The sequence below is a fragment of the Streptomyces sp. CB02414 genome, assembly GCF_001905385.1.
In the GTDB taxonomy this organism is placed as follows: Bacteria; Actinomycetota; Actinomycetes; order Streptomycetales; family Streptomycetaceae; genus Streptomyces.
Genome location: NZ_LIPF01000001.1, coordinates 680268 through 698160, shown reverse-complemented (window position 1 = coordinate 698160; position 17893 = coordinate 680268). Strand labels below are relative to the sequence as shown.

At 74.2% G+C, this 17893-nt stretch carries 13 protein-coding genes; 6 read left to right on the top strand and 7 right to left on the bottom strand.

The features are described 5' to 3' along the window. Positions 1-185 precede the first annotated feature (185 nt). The gene (locus AMK11_RS03250; RefSeq protein ID WP_073722814.1) at positions 186-3860 is read left to right on the top strand and encodes a S8 family serine peptidase; all 3675 of its coding nucleotides are present in this window, start codon (positions 186-188) and stop codon (positions 3858-3860) included. Between the two features lie 236 nt (positions 3861-4096). Here the strand turns inward: AMK11_RS03250 and AMK11_RS03245 are convergent, their stop codons facing one another. The 3 genes from AMK11_RS03245 to AMK11_RS03235 all read right to left on the bottom strand — a co-directional run bounded on the left by AMK11_RS03245 (position 4097) and on the right by AMK11_RS03235 (position 8335). Next, positions 4097-5470, bottom strand: a complete 1374-nt coding sequence (locus tag AMK11_RS03245) for a carboxyl transferase domain-containing protein (protein ID WP_073722812.1) — start codon at positions 5468-5470, stop codon at positions 4097-4099. After that, complete coding sequence (locus tag AMK11_RS03240) at positions 5463-6920, bottom strand: acyl-CoA synthetase (protein WP_073722810.1); 1458 nt, start codon at positions 6918-6920, stop codon at positions 5463-5465. Before AMK11_RS03240 ends, AMK11_RS03245 begins: the two co-directional genes overlap by 8 nt. A 62-nt stretch (positions 6921-6982) precedes the next feature. Continuing rightward, positions 6983-8335 (bottom strand): SLC13 family permease, encoded by a 1353-nt coding sequence (locus AMK11_RS03235; protein ID WP_073722808.1) that lies wholly within the window; start codon positions 8333-8335, stop codon positions 6983-6985. A 197-nt stretch (positions 8336-8532) separates the two neighbouring features. Between AMK11_RS03235 and AMK11_RS03230 the strand changes: the two genes are divergently transcribed. Next, positions 8533-9240, top strand: a complete 708-nt coding sequence (locus AMK11_RS03230) for a FadR/GntR family transcriptional regulator (protein WP_073722806.1) — start codon at positions 8533-8535, stop codon at positions 9238-9240. Between the two features lie 4 nt (positions 9241-9244). Next, on the top strand, positions 9245-10114 hold the full coding sequence (locus AMK11_RS03225; protein ID WP_073722804.1) for an ATP-grasp domain-containing protein: 870 nt from the start codon (positions 9245-9247) through the stop codon (positions 10112-10114). Here the strand turns inward: AMK11_RS03225 and AMK11_RS03220 are convergent. Then, complete coding sequence (locus tag AMK11_RS03220) at positions 10111-10704, bottom strand: hypothetical protein (protein WP_079187185.1); 594 nt, start codon at positions 10702-10704, stop codon at positions 10111-10113. The genes AMK11_RS03225 and AMK11_RS03220 overlap by 4 nt on opposite strands. Positions 10705-10862: 158 nt before the next feature. On the opposite strand from AMK11_RS03220, the gene AMK11_RS03215 reads away from it, so the two are divergent. Together AMK11_RS03215 and AMK11_RS03210 are read left to right on the top strand one after the other, a co-directional pair. Continuing rightward, positions 10863-11636 carry an IclR family transcriptional regulator gene (locus AMK11_RS03215; RefSeq protein WP_073722800.1) on the top strand — a complete coding sequence of 258 codons (774 nt, stop codon included), beginning with the start codon at positions 10863-10865 and terminating at the stop codon, positions 11634-11636. Further along, positions 11633-12490, top strand: coding sequence for an SMP-30/gluconolactonase/LRE family protein (locus tag AMK11_RS03210; protein WP_073722798.1), 858 nt, complete (start codon positions 11633-11635; stop codon positions 12488-12490). The genes AMK11_RS03215 and AMK11_RS03210 overlap by 4 nt, the downstream gene beginning before the upstream one ends. Before the next feature lie 595 nt (positions 12491-13085). Here the strand turns inward: AMK11_RS03210 and AMK11_RS03205 are convergent. The 3 genes from AMK11_RS03205 to AMK11_RS03195 are packed head-to-tail and all read right to left on the bottom strand — an operon-like array spanning position 13086 to position 16302. Further along, positions 13086-14480, bottom strand: coding sequence for an FAD-dependent oxidoreductase (locus AMK11_RS03205; RefSeq protein WP_079187184.1), 1395 nt, complete (start codon positions 14478-14480; stop codon positions 13086-13088). Then, on the bottom strand, positions 14477-15703 hold the full coding sequence (locus AMK11_RS03200; protein WP_073722796.1) for an MAB_1171c family putative transporter: 1227 nt from the start codon (positions 15701-15703) through the stop codon (positions 14477-14479). The genes AMK11_RS03205 and AMK11_RS03200 overlap by 4 nt, the downstream gene beginning before the upstream one ends. Beyond that, complete coding sequence (locus AMK11_RS03195) at positions 15700-16302, bottom strand: toxin-antitoxin system, toxin component family protein (protein WP_073722794.1); 603 nt, start codon at positions 16300-16302, stop codon at positions 15700-15702. The genes AMK11_RS03200 and AMK11_RS03195 overlap by 4 nt, the downstream gene beginning before the upstream one ends. Positions 16303-16539: 237 nt before the next feature. Here AMK11_RS03195 and AMK11_RS03190 point away from each other — a divergent pair, with 237 nt between their 5' ends. Next, entirely contained in the window at positions 16540-17892 is a 1353-nt protein-coding gene (locus AMK11_RS03190; protein ID WP_073722792.1) for an extracellular solute-binding protein, read from the top strand. Position 17893: the final 1 nt, after the last annotated feature.

The window sequence follows — 17893 nt, the reverse complement described above, 5'->3', positions numbered from 1 at the left end:
ACCTCATTGTGACGGACGGTACTTGACGGTGTCCCGTCCTCCGTCGCCGGTGCCGAGCGGGACTGGCGGGAACCCGCCAGGGCGCCAAACCGCCACCCCTGATCAACTCCCGGGCCCCACAAGCCCCCTGAGACTGCTCTCAGCACTCGTCACAGCACTCTACGACGACACGAAGAGAGACGTGGATGAGCACAGGACCAGTCAGACGCGGGGCGACCCTCCTGTCGGCGGGGCTCGTGATCGCGCTGCTGCCGGCCGGAGCGGCGGCGGCGCAGGAGCCGCCCGGAGCGGCGGCCGGCCGCACCCAGGCCGCCGACGCCCGCACCGACGCCCGCACGAACGCCGCCCGTGATGGCGCCCGTACCGTCACCCTCGTCACCGGCGACCGGGTGACCGTCAGCGACCTCGGCGCCGGCCGGAAGACCTTCACGGTCGAGCGGCCGAAGGGCGCCACCGGCGCGGTGCACACCCGCAGCAGCGACGGGCGGACGCTGGTCGTGCCCGACGAGGCGCTGCCCCACCTGCGCGACGGCAGCCTCGACGCACGGCTCTTCGACGTCGGGGCGCTGCTGGAGCAGGGGCTCGCCGACACCGAGACCGGCGAGCTGCCGCTGATCGTGACCTACGAGAAGGGTGCGCGGGCCGCCGGCCTGAAGGGGACCGAGCGGACGCGGTCGCTGCCCAGCGTGCGCGGGGCCGCCGTCGAGGCGGACAAGGGGCGCACATTCTGGCGGGAATTCACCCGTCGGGGCTCCGCCGTCGACGGAGTGTGGCTCGACGGGCGGGTCACCGCCACCATGGCCGAGTCCAACGCCCAGATCGGCACGCCCGAGGCCTGGGAGGCCGGGCTCACCGGCAAGGGCGTCACCGTCGCCGTGCTGGACAGCGGCGTGGACGCCGGCCACCCCGACCTGGCGGGCCGCGTCGCCGAGAGCCGCAGCTTCATACCGGGCGAGGAGGTCGCCGACCGGCACGGCCACGGCACGCACGTCGCCTCCACCGTCGGCGGCAGCGGCGCGGCCTCCGACGGCAAGGAGAAGGGTGTCGCGCCCGGCGCCACCCTGGCCGTCGGCAAGGTCCTCTCCGACGAGGGCTTCGGCAGCGAGTCCGAGATCATCGCCGGCATGGAGTGGGCCGCCCGGGACGTGGACGCCGACATCGTCTCCATGAGCCTCGGCTCCACCGAACCCAGCGACGGCACCGACCCCATGGCGCAGGCCGTCAACACCCTGTCCGCCGAGACCGGTGCCCTGTTCGTCATCGCGGCGGGCAACACCGGTGCCCCGTCCTCCATCGGCTCGCCCGCCGCCGCCGACGCCGCGCTGACCGTGGGCGCCGTCGACTCCGCCGACCGGGCGGCCTGGTTCACCAGCGCCGGCCCCCGGTACGGGGACAACGCCCTCAAGCCCGACCTGTCCGCCCCGGGCGTCGGCATCCTCGCCGCCCGCTCCCGGCTCGCCGAGGGCAGCGGCGACTACACCTCCATGGACGGTACGTCGATGGCGACGCCGCACGTCTCCGGCGTGGCCGCCCTGCTCGCCGAGCAGCACCCGGACTGGAGCGGCGCCCGGCTCAAGGACGCGCTGATGTCCACCTCGAAGCAACTCGACGCCTCCGCCTACCAGCTGGGCGCGGGCCGGGTCAGCGTGCCGGACGCCATCGGCGCCGAGGTCACCGCCACCGGAAGCGCCGACCTCGGCTTCTACTCCTGGCCGTACGACGCGAACGAGCCGGTCACCCGCACGGTGACCTACACCAACTCCTCCGACGCCGACGTCGAGTTGAAACTGTCCGTTGAGGGCGCCCCCGAGGGCGTCGCCACCCTCGCCGACACCACCCTCACCGTGCCCGCCCACGGCACCGCCGCCACCACCGTCACCGGCGACGGCGCCAAGGCCCCGGTCGGTCGGACCAGCGGCCGGATCGTGGCGTCCGGCGCGGACGGCACGCCCGTCGCGCACACGGCGTTCGGACTGGTGAAGGAGGAGGAGCGGTACACGCTCACCGTCCACGTCAAGGACCGTGACGGTGCCGCCACCGCCGCCGACCTGACCGTCCAGCGCCTCGCCGAGGGCGTCGACCCCTTCCCCGCGCACGTCGGCGACTCCGGCACCCTCGAACTGCGCCTCGCGCCGGGGACGTACAGCCTGACCTCCTTCCTGGACGTGCGCGGCAGCCACGGCGCCGACTCGCTCGGGCTCGGCTTCCTCGCCGCCCCCGAGGTCGTCGTCGACCGGGACCGCGAGATCACCCTCGACGGGCGTGAGCTGCGCGAGATCAGCGCCGACGTCCGCAAGCGCACCGAGACCCGGCAACTGATCATGGAGTACGACCGCAGCGCGAACGGTTCCGACCTGTTCGGCGCGGTCCAGGTGCCCCTGACCTACGACAGCGTCTTCGCCGCGCCCACCGGCGAGAAGGTCACCGAGGGCGGCTTCGAGTACCGGACGGTGTGGCGGCTCGGCAAGCCGCTGCTGGAGGTCCGCGGGATTGGTGAGGCCGTCGTCCAGTCGGGCGGCACCCTGATCGAGGGCCGCACCCGGCTGCCGCTGACCGACGTCGGGGACGGGCCCTTCCCCGAGGGCGTGCGGGGCGAGGCGGTCCTCGCCGAGCTGACCGGGGACACCGAGCCGACGGCGCTGGCGCAGGCCGCGCAGGACGCGGGCGTGAAGGCGCTGTTCGTCACCGACGACACCCCCGGGCGGCTGATGTCCTGGTGGGGCACGGACGACAACGCCGACCGGCCGCTGCAGATCGCCACGGTGAGCGCGGCCGACGCCGAGCGGCTGCGGGACGCCGGGCGCGTCGACATGACCGGGACGCGCAACACGCCGTACACCTACGACCTGTCCGAGGGCCATCGCGGTGCCGTGCCGGACCGGGACCTCACCTACGAGCCGGGCCGCCGTGACCTGGCCACGCTGCGGGCCAGATACCACGCGGCCGAGCCCGCGGGCGGCGGCGAGTTCCGGTACTCCATCACCGACACCTTCCCGATCGGCCTCGGCTTCAAGGAGCGGATCGACTTCCCGGCCGAGCGCACCGAGTACGTGTCGACCGGGGCCGGCCAGCTGTGGCACGAGTCCGTGACGACCGCCGACGGCGCGCTGGAGCAGCGGTCGGGGACGGTCCGGTACGAGGGCGGCTCGCGCACCGAAGTGAACTGGTTCAAGCCGGTGTGGCATCCCTATCTCGGCACCGGTCTCGGCTGGGGCCAGCAGCGGGCGGGCAACAGCATCCAGCTGAACGCGCCCGGCTGGGGCGACTCCGGCCCCGACCACACCGGCTTCGGCGATGTGTGGAGCGAGGGCAGCGGGATGACGCAGACGACGTCCGTGTACCTGGACGGCGAACTGGTCGACCAGGGGCCGAGTTCCGCCGCGTACGTCTGGGACGCGCCGGCCGACGAGCGCACGTACAAGCTCGTCACCGAGACCGCGCTCGACGCCGGGCGCTGGTCACCGGCGACCGAGGGCCGCGCGGAGTGGACCTTCCGCTCGGCCGCCACCCCGGAGGACCGCTGGACCTACCTCCCGCTGATCAACCTCTCCTTCGACGTGGACACCGACCTCGCGGGGAAGGTGCGCGGCGGGAAGAAGCTGCGGGTCGGGATCGGCGCCGAGTACGTGGCCGGTGCCCCGGACACCGGGACGATCGGCGGCGGAAAGCTGGAGGTGTCGTACGACGACGGGAAGACCTGGCAGCAGGTCCGGCTGCGCGGCGGTGACGGGGAGGCGTCCTGGCACGGGACGCTGAGGGTGCCCCGCGACGCGGAGCACGTCTCGCTGCGGGCCTCGGCGAGCGACGACCGGGGCGGCTCGGTCACGCAGGAGATCGTGCGGGCCGTGGCCGTGCACTGACACGCGGACGGCGCCGCCTCCCTGGGACGGGGAGGCGGCGCCGCCTGGTTTCTCGGACCGTCAGACCAGCCAGCCGACGAAGTGGACGATGCCGGCGAGGATGTCGGTGAGAAGGTTCATGATCGTGCAGCTCCTTGCGCTGTGCTGTGTGGGACTTGGTACTGCTCGGGACATGTGCGTCAACTACGGTCTGCAGCCCGTTGCTTGCACACCGTAAGTATCGTTGGTCTCTGCAGTCACATGCGCTCTTCAGAGCGACGATCACCTGTTCCAGGGAACAACTGATCGCCTGTTCGGATCACTCCCAGTTCCGCCAAGTCCAGCGGGCACAGCCGCAGTTGACCGGCCGTCGCCTCGGTCTCCTCCGGCCCCCGCTTCAGGATCGCCGCCGCGAGCTCCGGCGCGATGACGGAGAAGTAGCTGTCCGGCGTGGCCCAGGTGCGGCCGGGCGCGGCCAGTGCCAGCGCCCCGCCCGAGCCGCCCTCACCGATCAGCAGCGTCGTCACCGGCGTCGTCACCGACGCCAGCGCGGCGAACAGGTCGGCGATCGCCGGGCCCGCGCCCTGTCGTTCCGCCTCCGCGTCGGCCGCCGCTCCCGGGGTGTCCACCAGGGTCAGCACCGGGACGCCGAGCCGGTCCGCGAGCCGGACCAGCCGGGCGGCGGTGCGGTAGCCGGCGGGACGCGTCGCCGTCCCGGTCTGGGCGGCGTACGCCACCGTCCGGCCCGCGTGCTCGCCGAAGCCGCAGAGCATGCCGTCCGGGTCGGTGCCGCCGCAGCGGTCGCCGGACAGGGCCACGCGGTGGGTGAAGTAGGCGTCCAGGTACGCCCCGGCGTGCGGGCGTTCGGGCGACCGGGCCCGCCGAACCGCGTCCCAGCCGCTCACCGGCAGGTCCCGCGCCCCCAGCGGCTCCGGCACGGGCGCCGGTTCGGCCGACGGCGCCGTCAGCAGCCGCAGCCACCGCCCCAGCGTCGCGCGCAGCTCCCCGGCCGGCACCACGGCGTCCGCGCTGCCCGCCGCCACCTGCGCCTCGGCCGTGTACGCCGCCGGGTCGGCGCCCGGCGGCCGGACCCGGGACCCGGCGAAACCGACCTGGGCGCCGGGCAGCGCGAGGACCACGTCGGCTCCCGCGCCCAAGGTCGCCCAGCCGCCGCCGGTCGCCGGGTCGCGCAGGACGGCGATCTGCGGCAGCCCGGCCTCCCGGGTGAGCGCCGACTGCCGGGCCACCCGCTGGAGCTGGGTCAGCGCGAGCATCCCCTCCTGCATCCGGCTGCCGCCGGTCGCGACCAACGGCACTACCGGCAGCCGGTGTGCACGGGCGTACGCGTACGCGGCCTCCAGCCGGTCGCCGGTGCGCCGGCCCAGCGAGCCGCCGAGGAAGCCGAACTCGAAGGCGAGCAGCACGGCCGGGGTGCCCTCGACGCGCCCGGTGCCGCAGACCACTGACTCCTCCTCGCCGGTGCGCTCGGCGGCGCGGGCGCGGGAGGCGTCGTAGCCGTGCCAGCCGAGGGGGCCGTCGGGCGGCTCCGGCAGGGAAGGCGGGCGGGGGAGTTCGGTGAAGTCGTCGGTGAGCAGGGCGAGGAACGCGCGCGCGGACAGGCGGTCAGCCATGGGTCAGCGCCCGCTTCATGATCTTCCCCATGTCGTTGCGGGGCAGTGCGTCCACGTGCCGCACGACACGGGGCCGCTTGTGCGGGGCCAGGCGCCCGGCGACGTGGTCGGCCAGCGTCTGAAGGGCGGGCGGGGAGGCCGGATCGGCGGGCACGATCCACGCCACGATCCGCTCACCGAGGTCCGGGTCGGGTTCCCCGGTGACGGCGGCCTCCCGCACCTCCGGGTGTTCGAGGAGCGCGTTCTCGATCTCGCCGGCCCCGATCTTGTACCCGCCGCTCTTGATCAGGTCGGTGGCCTTGCGGCCGACGATGCGGACATAGCCGTCGGGGTCGCGCACCGCCATGTCGCCGGTGCGGAAGAAGCCGTCGGGGGTGAAGGCGGCGGCGGTGGCGTCGGGGCGGTTCAGGTACTCGGTGAACAGGTTCGGGCCGCGCACCTGGATCTCGCCGACGCTCTCCCCGTCCAGGGCCGCGATCGGCGTGCCGTCCTCCTCCACCAGCCGCAGCTCGACGCCGGGCAGCGGCACGCCCACGGTCCCGGCGCGCGGCTCGCCGTCCGCCCGCACGCTGGTGTTCATCAGCGTCTCCGTCATGCCGTACCGCTCGATCACCCGCCGTCCGGTGGCGGCGGCGATCCGCTCGTGGTCGTGCACGGGCAGCGCGGCCGACCCGGAGACCAGCAGCCGGGCCCCGGCCAGCGCCTTCGCCAGCTCCGGGTCGCCGGGCAGCGACTCGGCGATCCGGTGGTACATCGTCGGTACGCCGAACAGCATCGTCGCGCCGTCGTTCAGCTCGCGGGCCGCGCCCTCGGTGGAGAACCTGCCCAGGTGCCGCACGGACCCGCCGCGCCGCAGCGGCCCCAGGACGCCCAGCACCAGCCCGTGCACGTGGAACAGCGGCAGCCCCTGCACCAGCACGTCGTCGCCGGTCCACTGCCAGGCGTCGGCGAGCGCGTCCAGCGTCGTCGCCAGCGCACGCCTCGGGATGACCGCGCCCTTGGGCGGCCCGGTGGTGCCGGAGGTGTAGACGACGAGGGCGGGGTCGCCGTCCTCGGCGCGGTCCTCGGGGACGGGGCCGGCGGCGTGCGCGTCGACGTCGATCCGCTCCAGGGCGGCGAGCGCGGGCGGGAGTTCGGCGCCCGGGGCAGTGAGGACCAGCGACGGCTCGCTGTCGGACAGGATGTGCGCCAGTTCCTTGTCGCCGGACTTCGGGTTGAGCGGTACGGCGGGGACCCCGGCCAGCAGTGCCGCGACGACGGCGACGGCGGTCTCCATCGCCGGGGTGGCCCAGACGGCGACCCGGCCGGCCCCCCGGACCCGTCCGGCGGTACCGCCCGCCGCGGCGGCCAGTTGCGCGTACGTCAGGGAGCGCTCGCCGAACCGCAGGGCGGGCCGGTCGGCCGCAGCGCCGGTCGGGGCCGGGGAGAGGGCCGGGAAGAGAGAGGACACGCGTCGTACTCCTTAGTCAGTCGTTTCGCCGCTGCTCGCGACAGCCGGTTTCCTGCCTGGACCTACCCGAAGCCGGGCACGACCAGCACCAGCCACGCCAGCGCGGGCACGGCCGCCACCACGATGCCTCCGTAGATCATCAACTGCCGGAAGAACCGCTCGCGGTCGACGTCCGGGGCCGCGGCCAGCACCAGCGCGCCGTTCGTGGAGAACGGGCTGACGTCCACGACCGTCGCCGACACCGCCAGCGCCGCCACCATGCCGACCGCCCCGATCTCGCCCTGCGCGAGGAACGGCACCGCCAGCGGGATCAACGCGCCCATGATGCCCACGGAGGAGGCGAAGGCCGACACGATCGCGCCGATGTAGCAGAGCAGCACGGCGGCCAGCAGTGGGACGCCGATCCCGCCGACACCCTCACCGGCCCAGCTGATCGTGCCCATCTCCTCCAGCACACCGACGTACGTCAGGACACCGCAGATCAGCAGCACGGTGGACCAGGCGATCTCGCCGACCGCGCGGCGGCTGTCGTCCGGCCAGGCGGTGCTCAGCACCACGGCGAGGGTGACCGCGGTCAGTCCCGCGTCCAGATCGAAACCGAGGACGGCCACGACGAGGGCGACCAGGGCGACGAGGGTGGCGGTCCGGGCGGGGGTGAGGCGGGTGGCACCGCCCGTGCCGTCGGTGTCCTGGTCGGGGCGGACGGCCACGGCGGTGGGGGCGGTGCCCGCGGGGCCGGCGCCGGGGTTCTCCTTGCCCGCGGGCCGCGCACCCGCCTCGTCGGCGCCGTCCGCCGGTACCGACCCCCGCGCCCACAGCTTCCGCCCGCCGAACAGCGCGAACAGCACGCTCGCGATGAGCAGGTTGGCGATCAGCGAGGCCAGGAAGAGGGTGACCTCGCTGCCCGGCAGGCCCTCGCGCTCCACGATGCCGTTGACGATCGAGCCGTAGATGCTGATCGGCGAGAAGCCGCCGGCCTGGGCCCCGTGCACCACCATCGTGCCCATGAGCAGCGGGCTGATCGCGTACCGGGTGGCGAAGCTCAGCGCGATCGGCGCGACGATCGCCACCGCGGCCGGGCTCACCGCGCCGATCGCCGTGAGCGCACCGGTCAGCGCGAACATCACCCACGGGATCAGCGCGACCCGCCCCCGCACCAGCCGGACGGCGGCGTGCACCAGCCAGTCGGTGGTGCCGTTGGCGCGGGCGATCGCGAACAGGTAGGTGACACCGACGAGGACGACGAACAGGTCGCCGGGGAAACCGGCGAAGATGCCGTCCGCGTCGAGGTCCGCGACGAGCGTGCCCACCCCGAAGGCGGCGGCGAAGGCGAGGGCGCCCATGTTGACGGAGCGGGTGGTGGCGATGACGAACACCACCACGAGGACGAGGATCGAGACGAGTTCGGGGGACATGCGGGGCTCCCGAGGACCGGCCTGACGGACAGGGGGTCTGATTGGCAGAGTGGCTGAGCCACTTGGACGATGCGACTGGTCGACTGGTCGGTCAGCGTGGGCCCGCTCCGGGCCCGCGTCAAGGGGTCGCGCGCGAATTGGCTCAGCCACTCGGCCACGGACGGCCCGGTGTTACGCTCCCGGCGAGAGGGGGAACCGTGACCGACGCCTTGCGCCCCATGACCAGACAGCGCCTGTACGAGCAGGTGCTGGAGCGGCTGCGCCAGTACGTCACCGACGGCGGCCTGCGGGCCGGCGACCGTCTTCCGCCCGAACGGGACCTCGCCCAGCGCCTCGGTGTCAGCCGGGCCTCGGTGAAGCAGGCGATCGTGGTCCTGGAGGTCCAGGGCCTGGTGGAGGCGCGGCACGGCGGCGGCACGTATCTGGTGCGCGACAGCCTCGACGTCGAACCCGTCGAGGACATGGTCGAACGCCGGCGGCGGCTCCCGGACGTCCTGGAGGCCCGCGAGGCGCTGGAGACCAAGCTCGCCGAACTGGCCGCCGAGCGCCGCACGGAGGACGACCTGGCGGCGATGCGGTCGGCGCTCGCGGTCATGGCCGAGGAGGTCGAGGAGGGCGGTCACGGCGTCGAGGGCGACCGCCTGTTCCACGCGGCGGTGACGGCGGCGGCGCACAGCAGCCTGCTCGCGGAGTTCATGCGCTCGATCGCCCACCAGATCGCCGAGAGCCGCACCGAGTCCCTGCGCCAGCCCGGCCGCCCCGGCCGCTCCCTGGCCCAGCACCGGGCCATCCTCGACGCGATCGCCGAACGCCGCCCCGGGCAGGCCGCCGCCGCGATGCGCCGCCACGTCCGTACGGTTGCCAAGGTCCGCCTGCTGGACTGGGACCCGGGAGAGGAACGATAGGACCATGCCCCGAATAGCACTCGTCACCTGCCGCCCCGGCCCGCGGGTCAGCGTCGACCGGGACCTGCCGGTGCTCGTGCGGGCCCTGGCGGACGCCGGGGCGACGGCGTCCGCCGAGGTGTGGGACGACGACGGCGTCGACTGGGGCGCCTTCGACCTCGCCGTCATCCGCTCGACCTGGGACTACAGCTGGCGGTCCGCCGAGTTCACGGCCTGGGCCGAACAGTGCGGGAAGCTGACGCGGCTGGCGAACCCGGCACCCGTGGTGCGCTGGAACACCGACAAGCGCTACCTGGGCGGGCTCGCCGACGCCGGTGTGCCCACCGTCCCCACGAGCTACGCGGCCCCCGGTGAGACGCCCGACCTGCCCGACGGCCACGAGTACGTCGTCAAGCCGACCTCCGGCGCCGGGGCCCGCTTCGCCGCCCGCTACACCCCGGGCGAGCACGCCACCGCCCTGCGCCAGGTGGAGCGGATGCACGCCGAGGGCTTCACGGCGATGGTGCAGCCGTACATGCGCGGCATCGACACCACCGGGGAGCGGGCGCTTCAGTTCTTCGGCGGGCGACTGCTGCACGCGAGTCGCAAGGGCGCGGTCCTCGCGCCCGGGACGCCGTACGACGAGCGCAAGGTCGCCCACCCCGGTCTGGAGCCCTGGACGCCCGCCCCGGCCGAACTCGCCGTCGCCGAACGCGCCCTGGCCGCCGTACCGGACGCTCCGGAGCTGATGTACGCCCGGGTCGACCTGGTGGACGGGGACGACGGGCGGCCGCGGGTGATGGAACTGGAACTGGTGGAGCCGAACCTGTTCCTGTGGCTGCACGAGCGGTCCCTGCCGCGAGTGGTGGAGGCGGTACTGGAGGCGGCTCGCTAGCGGCCTTGGACCGCTGTCCGCTGGAGCAGGCCCCAGGTGAACTCGGCGACGACCTCGTGCCGTTGCCCGTCCGCGTCCGGGGCGGTGAAGGCCAGGCCCCACCGGGTGGGGGCCGAGCCCTGGAGCGGGCGGGCGGGTGCGAAGGCGCGGGCCGCCTCGTCGACCGTGCAGGACCAGGGCGTGAGGTCGTCCAGGGTGCGCAGCGGCGGCGCCTCGGCGCCCGGGGCGCGGACCAGCCACTCGTTCCAGACGACGCCCTTGTCGGCGACGAGGACCTCGAAGCGCAGGTCGGGCCAGAGGGGCAGCGCCCACTGCCGGGCCTCGCACTCCAGGTCGCCGATCCGGCGGGGTGCCGCCGACTCGGGTTCGCCGAGGACCGAGCGGTACCGGGAGGCCGCCGAGCGGGAGTGCGGGGAACGGAGCATCGCCTGCCAGCGGCGGTTGGCCTCCCGCATGTCCGCGATCGAGGCGCCCAGCTCGCGGCGGGCGTCCTCCACCGGGCCGGGATTGTGGTCGGCCATGCGGCGCAGCAGCACGAGCTGGAAGTCGCGCGGGGTGAACGGGCCGGAGGGCCGCTTTCCGGTGGGCATGGGTCCATCGTGGCCCATGGGGCGGGGAGCACGTGGGGAGCGTGCGGGAAGCACGCGGGGCGCACGCCCATTGCCCCGGCAAACGCGATGTGAGTAGCCTGTGTTCGTTATTCCGATCGCCTTTTGAAATCTCGAACAACTTAGGGAGGGGGCCGGACATGGGGCGCCTCGTACCAGCCGTGACCCGGGCTCTCGACATACTCGAGCTCTTCCTCGACGGGGACGGCACGCTCTCCGCCCCCGACATCGTGCGCCGGCTCCAGCTGCCGCGCACCACCGTGCACGAGCTGGTCACCACGCTCGCCGCCCGCAAATACATCGTCCCCGTGGCCGGGCAGCCCGGACGGTACCGGCTCGGTGTGCGTCCGTACCAGCTCGGCGCCCGCTACGCCGAGCACCTCGACCTCGCCGCCGAGGGCCAGCAGGTCGCCCGGTCCGTCGCCGAGACCTGCGACGAGACGGTGCACGTGGCGATCCTCGAGGAGACCGACGTCATCTACATCGCCAAGGTCGACTCCACGCACGCGGTGCGCATGGTGTCGGCGGCCGGGCGGAAGCTGCCCGCCCACTGCACCTCCGTCGGCAAGATGCTGCTGGCCTCCCTCCCCGAGCCGGAGCTCGCCGCCCGCTTCCCGGACGGCACCGAACTGGCCGCGATGACGCCGAACAGCATCACCGACCCGGCCGCGCTGCGCGAGGCCCTGGCCGGCATCCGCGAGCGCGGCACCGCGGTGGAGAACCGCGAGTCCAACCCGGACGTCTCCTGCGTCGCCGCACCGGTCCGCGACCGCACCGGCCGGGTCGTCGCCGCGCTGTCCATCTCCGTGCCCATGATCCGCTGGAGCGAGGACCGCCTCGGCGAGCTGGAGGAACTGGCCGTCAAGGGCGCCGCGGACCTGTCCGAGCGCCTCGGCCACCGGAGCGCGGAATGACGGGCGCGGCGTACGAGGTGGCCGTCCGGGCGGAGGCGGCCCTCGGCGAGGGACCCACCTGGGACCCGGCGGCCGGCCGCCTCCTGTGGATCGACATCCTGAACTGCCGCGTCCACACGTACGACCCGGCGACCGGCCGGCGCACGGTGCGCCGCACCGAGCAGCACGTGGGCGCGGTCAAGCCCCGTGCGGGCGGCGGGCTCGTCCTCAACCTGCGGGACGGCGTCGGCCTGCTCGACCCCGACGGCACCTTCCGCTGGCTGCACCGGGAGACCGTCCCCGGCCGCCGCGCCAACGACGCCGCCGTCGCCCCCGACGGCACGCTGTGGGCCGGCACCATGCGCTACGACGAGGCACCCGGCGGCGGTACGCTGTCCCGGATCGCCGGGGACGGCACGGTGACGACGGTGCTGGACGACGTCGCGGTGAGCAACGGCACCGGCTGGAGCCCCGACGGGCGGCTGATGTACTACGTCGACACGCCGACCCGCCGCATCGACGTCTTCGACGTCGCCGCTTCCGACGGCCGGATCACGGGCCGCCGCCCGCTGGCCACGATCGAGGACGGCGCCGGTTTCCCCGACGGGCTGTGCGTCGACGCCGAGGGGTGCGTGTGGGTCGCCCTGTGGGACGGCGGTGCGGTACGCCGCTACACGCCGGCCGGCGATCTGGACCGGGTGGTCCCCCTCCCGGTGCCGCGGGTCACCGCCTGCGCGTTCGGCGGCCCCGGCCTGAGCGACCTGTACATCACCACGGCGCGCGTCGGCCTCACCGCCCCGCATCCGCTGGCGGGTTCACTGCTGGTGGTGCCGGATGCGGGGCGGGGGGTGCCGCAGCCGGCGTTCGCGGGCTGAGGACGGGTAGCGGTCGCCGGTCCGGGGCGGGTACGCGGGTTCGGTGCGTGTGCCGCGGTTCCGGGGCCCGTGCGGATGGTCCGCCGCGTGTGCTGCGGGTCCGTGGTGTGTGCGGCCGGTCCGGGGCCGTGCGCTGCGGGCCGGAGCCTGCGCTGCCGGTCTGGGGCCGTGTGCTGAGGGTCTGGGCGGCGTGGGCTGCGGGTCTGGGGCCGTGTGCTGAGGGGCTGGGGCCGTGTGCTGCGGGCCGGAGCCTGTGCTGCCGGTCCGCGGCGTGTGCGGTCGGCACTGGAGCGTGCGGCCGGTCCGGGGCCGTGCGCTGCGGGCCGGAGCCTGCGCTGCCGGTCTGGGGCCGTGTGCTGAGGGTCTGGGGCCGTGTGCTGCGGGTCTGGGCGGCGTGGGCTGCGGGTCTGGGGCCGTGTGCTGCGGGCCGGAGCCTGTGCTGCCGGTCCGCGGCGTGTGCGGTCGGCACTGGAGCGTGCGGCCGGTCCGGGGCCGTGTGGGGCCGGCCCGCGGAGGTGTGCTGTGGGTCCCGGGGCGTGCGGGGCCCGTCCCCGGGGCGGGTGCTGCCGGTTCGGGGGCGGGTCCCGGCGTACGGCTACAGCAGCCCGGCGGCTACGCGTTCGCGCTTCGTCAGGGGCGGTCCGCTCAGCTGCGGCTTGAGCGGGCCGGCCGCCGCGGCCACCAGTACCCGTGGCGCCAGCAGTACGTGCGCGCCCCGCTCCAGGGCCATCACGTCCGTCACCCGGCGGGCGACGCGCCCGTTGCCCGTGGCGGTGTACGCGAGCCGCCCGACGTAGGCCGCCGACAGCCGCTCCCGCAGCGACGGCCCGCCCTGCGCGGCGCCGGGGAAGAACACGTCCTGTCCGACCGCGAGTTCCCACGCGGCGCCCGCCGGACGGGCCACCGCGCGCTGGGCCGACCGGGCCAGGTCCGGCGCGTCCCAGCCGGACCGGCCGAGCACCGAGCGGAGCGCCAGCGCGCTCTGCGCCGCCACCGACATCCCGTGCCCGTAGACCGGGTTGAGGGCGGCCAGCGCGTCCCCGAGCACGACGAGGTTCTCCGGCCACACGGGCATGCGCTCGTAGTAGTGACGCCGGTTGGCCGTGGTCCGCGTGGCCGACACGCCGCCCAGCGGCTCGGCCCCCGCCAGCAGCTCGCCGATCAGCGGGTGCCGCAGCTCCTCGCGGGCGTACCGCTCGAAGTCCCCGGCGTCGGCGGACGGTTCGCCGCCGCGGGTGCCGAACAGCGTGACCAGCCACCGTCCGTCCTCGACGGGCAGCAGCACCCCGCCCCGTCCCGGCCCCGGGGACCGCGGGTCCGGCTGCACGTTGACCACCGGGAAGCCTTCGCGGGCGTCCTGAGGGGCCCGGTACAGGCGGCTCGCGTACCGCACCCCCGCGTCGACCCGCCGTGTCCTCGGCGCGGGCAGCCCGAGTTCCGCCAGCCACCGCGGGGTGCGCGACGCACGCCCCGTGGCGTCGACGACCAGGCCGGCGCCCAGCGTGCGCACGCCTGCGCCGGCCACCCGTACGCGCACTCCCGTCACGGCGCCGCCCGAGCCGTCGAGCCCCAGCGCCTCGGCGTTCTCGACGACCTCGATCCGTTCGTCGGCGCACACCAGCTCCCGCACGGTGGCGTCCAGCAGGTCGCGGGTGCACAGCAGCATCTGGTGGGACTCGTCCCACCGCCGGTACCAGCCCCGGGGGGAGAGCACCACCATGTCCGTGGTGACGGGCAGCCGGTGCGCCCCCGCCCGCCGGAGCCGGGCGGTGACGCCCGGTACGAGGGCCTCCAGCGCCCGTGTCCCGCCCGACCACAACTGGTGGGCGTGCCGGGCCTGGGGCAGTCCCCGGCGCGGTCCGGGCCCCGCGGGCAGCGCGTCGCGCTCGATCACGGTGACCCGGCCCGCGTACGGCGCCAGGGCGCGGGCGGCGAGCATGCCGGTGAGCGAGCCGCCGAGGACGACGGCTCCGGTGGTGCGATGGCTCATGTGCGGGCGCTCTCTGTGGGGGCGGCCGCACGGGCGCGTACCGCCTCGATCTCGTCGGGGCGGCGCAGCGCCCGGGACATGGCCCCGATGTCGTGGAGGAGGTCCGTGCTGTCCACCTCGCCGGTGCCGTCCGCGCGTTCCGGCGCTCGCCGTCCGTGCTCCACGGCGTCCAGCACCACCACCGCGGCGGCCAGCGCCTTGGCCCGCTCCGGGGCGAAGCCGAGCGTGAGGGCAGCCTCGTACGACCGCCTGCGCCGCGCCTCGTCGATGTGCCGGGACAGCGGGAGCAGCGCGTCCCGGATGAACGTCTCGCGGCGGACGAGGCGCAGTTCCGGCGTGGAGCGCAGGACGAACGGCAGACCGGCGCCCTCTCCCGACCGCAGCAACTGGTACAGCGGCCGCAGCTCGCGGTGGGCGGCCCGGATCAGCCGCCGTTCGTGCAGGTACTGGCCGGCGTGCGGGAGGATGAAGCCGAGGGCGATCACGATGGCGGACAGGCAGGCGACGGGCGGAGCCAGATCGGTGCTCAGCCAGTCCGCGTCGTGGCCCGTCCAGCGGGCCACGACGGCGGTGAGCTTGGCGGCGTCGAAGACCAGGTTCAGCGCGTAGCCGACGCCGAGGAACATCAGTCCCCAGCGCAGCCAGGCGTCGAGGCCGTCGGTGCGCACCCAGTTCCAGATGAGCCACGACGTGATCAGGACGGCCACGGTGTGGGCGAGCAGGTAGAGCACGATCTGCTCGCGCATGAACGGCGTGGTGGCGTAGTACGTGTCCAGGTCCCGCAGGCGTTCCACGGGTGCCTCGGCGAGGGCGAACAGCGTCCACAGGGCGGCGATCACCCCCGAGTAGACGCCGACCACCCAGCGCACGGCGCGGCGGGTGGCCGCCGGGCGCTCGGACGGCCCGTTGCGCCAGGTGATGATCAGCAGCAGACAGGAGCCGCAGAAGGCGGTCAGCAGGGAGTACACCCACGGCGCCGAGATGTTGGTGACGCCCGTGACCCGGTTGGTCCAGGCGATGGTCGAGGGGGCCGCGAAGACGAACACCGCGCAGGCGAGCAGCAGCAGACCGCCGACCGCGCGCAGCAACGGGTCCCGCCAGAGCCGGACGACGGTGGGCAGTTTGATCGCGAACGCGGCCGTCAGGATCGCGGCCGGTATCCAGAAGGAGATGTACAACTCGCCGAGCACGTCGGCCGGTTCGAGTGCCGACACCGTCGTCACCGTGGCGCACCTCCCCGCCCGCGGTAGCCGAGCGACCTCTGGACGGGGCTGGGGGGCGTGGTGCCGGTCCGCCCCGGCAGCAGGGGCCGGCAGGCGGCGGCGAGGCGGTGACCGAAGTCGTCGGCCTCGGCCTCGTCGTCCTGCCGGGAGCCGTCGCGGGCGGTCGCGGCCAGGGCCTCGTCCGTCCAGCCGGGCCGGTCGGCCAGGGCGCGGACGGCGGTGGAGCCGGCGCCGTGGTGGTGCCGGTGCCCGGCGTGCATGTGCCACAACTCGTGCCCGAGGATGACCAGTTGCTGCACCGCCTCGGCCCGCTCCTCGATGATGACCAGGTCGCGGTCGTGGAACTCCACCCACACCCCGGTGACCAGCAGCTCGTCCGGGAACCGTTCGAAGCGCAGCTCGACCGGTCGGCCGGCGCGGCGCGCGGCCATCTCGGCGCACAGCGTGTGGCACAGCTCCCGCACGTCGCGCGGTGCCCGGTCCCGTGCGCGGGCCGCTGCGGCGAGGTCGGCGGCCAGGGCGCCGGCGGAGCCGCCGCGCGAGCGTCTGAGTGCCGCGGCGGCCCGGACGGCCCGCCCGCGCGCGCCCGCGAGGTTCATGTCTCCCCCTTCTCCCGGCCGGTCCGAAGCCCTCCGAGATTACGCGTCCCCGTCTGCTCGCGTCATGTGATCGAGGGACATCTGTTCAACGCGGAACGACTCCCGGCCGTGGGAATTCCTGCGCGACCCATTGACGCGCCCGGCGTGCCACCTTACGGTCCCGTTCGAAGTTACGAGCGTCATCCGAAATATCGAACAGCCGAAATATCGAACAGCTTCATGACAGATGGGCAGGGCATGGGACGACCTGACCTGAATCGCAGGCACTTTCTGGCCGCGGCGGGTGGCCTGACGGTCGCGGGAAGCTTCGGCTTCGCGGCCCTCGGCACGGGCGCCGACGCCCTGGCCTCCGACGCGGACACCCGGGTGCGCTACTGGAACCTCTTCAGCGGCGGCGACGGATACAACATGATCGCGATGCTGGACGCCTTCCGGAAGGACAACCCCGGCATCGACGTGAAGGACTCGACCCTCCAGTGGGGCAGCCCCTTCTACACCAAGCTCGCCATGGCGGCCGCCGGCAACCGCGCACCGGACCTCGGCGTGATGCACCTGGGCCGCGTCACCGGCTTCTCGCCCGGCCGCCTCCTGGACCCCTGGGACACCGGCCTGCTCGCCAAGTACGGCGTGAAGGAAGCCGACTTCAACCCCGAGCTGTGGCGGCGCGCCGTCATCGACGGCAAGCTCTACGCCCTCCCCCTCGACATCCACGTCCAGCTCTGCTTCTACCGCAAGGACGTGCTGAGGAAGGCGGGCCTGCTCGGCGACGACGGCCGGATGGTCCCGGTCACCTCCGTCGACGAGTGGTTCGACGTGCTGAAGGAAGCCAAGAAGGCCACCGCGAAGGGCCTGCAGACCATGGGCTTCTGGCACAACGACCAGAACTTCCAGTGGTGGTTCTTCGTCGCCTTCTACACCCAGCTCGGCGGCACCTGGTTCGACGACGCGAAGACCGACGTCACCTTCGACACCGACAAGGCCGTCCGGGTACTGGAGTTCCTGCGCCGGCACATCGCCGACGGGTACGCCGACCCGGGCTTCGGCGGCGGCGCGGGCGCCGAACAGTTCGTCAACGGCGCCCCCTTCGCCTGGGAGGGCAACTGGTCGGTGCCGGTCTTCTCGGGGGCGGAGCTCGACTACGGCGCCACCCCGCTGCCGCCCGTCTTCGGCGAGCGGGCCACCCACGCCGAGTCGCACTCCTTCGTACTCCCGCACCAGGCGGACCGCGGCGGCGCCACCAACGAGGCCGCGCACCGGCTCGCCGCCTACGTCGTCAAGCACGCCCGGCAGTGGGCGGCCGGCGGCCACATCCCCGCCTACACCCCCACCCTGTCCACCGCCGCGTACCGGGAGCTCCAGCCGCAGAACGAGTACGCCGACGCCATGGACCACCAGGCCACCGAACCGAAGGTGTGGTTCGCCGGCTCCACCGGCATCCTCGCCCAGCGCGTCGGTCCGATCGTCGTCTCCTCCACGATGGGCTCCACCAAGCCCGAGGCCGCCGCCCGCCGGATGAAGGGCGCGCTGACCGAACTGCTCGCCATGAAGAACCCCATGGACGGCCGGACCGCCGCGCAGGGAGGTGCCTGAG

Bases quoted from the DNA above. Each gene is read 5' to 3' on its own strand.
- AMK11_RS03205 (WP_079187184.1), bottom strand. From the start codon at position 14,480: ATGAGCCATCGCACCACCGGAGCCGTCGTCCTCGGCGGCTCGCTCACC.
- AMK11_RS03250 (WP_073722814.1), top strand. From the start codon at position 186: ATGAGCACAGGACCAGTCAGACGCGGGGCGACCCTCCTGTCGGCGGGG.
- AMK11_RS03195 (WP_073722794.1), bottom strand. From the start codon at position 16,302: ATGAACCTCGCGGGCGCGCGCGGGCGGGCCGTCCGGGCCGCCGCGGCA.
- AMK11_RS03190 (WP_073722792.1), top strand. From the start codon at position 16,540: ATGGGACGACCTGACCTGAATCGCAGGCACTTTCTGGCCGCGGCGGGT.
- AMK11_RS03210 (WP_073722798.1), top strand. From the start codon at position 11,633: ATGACGGGCGCGGCGTACGAGGTGGCCGTCCGGGCGGAGGCGGCCCTC.
- AMK11_RS03235 (WP_073722808.1), bottom strand. From the start codon at position 8,335: ATGTCCCCCGAACTCGTCTCGATCCTCGTCCTCGTGGTGGTGTTCGTC.
- AMK11_RS03245 (WP_073722812.1), bottom strand. From the start codon at position 5,470: ATGGCTGACCGCCTGTCCGCGCGCGCGTTCCTCGCCCTGCTCACCGAC.
- AMK11_RS03215 (WP_073722800.1), top strand. From the start codon at position 10,863: ATGGGGCGCCTCGTACCAGCCGTGACCCGGGCTCTCGACATACTCGAG.
- AMK11_RS03220 (WP_079187185.1), bottom strand. From the start codon at position 10,704: ATGCCCACCGGAAAGCGGCCCTCCGGCCCGTTCACCCCGCGCGACTTC.
- AMK11_RS03225 (WP_073722804.1), top strand. From the start codon at position 9,245: ATGCCCCGAATAGCACTCGTCACCTGCCGCCCCGGCCCGCGGGTCAGC.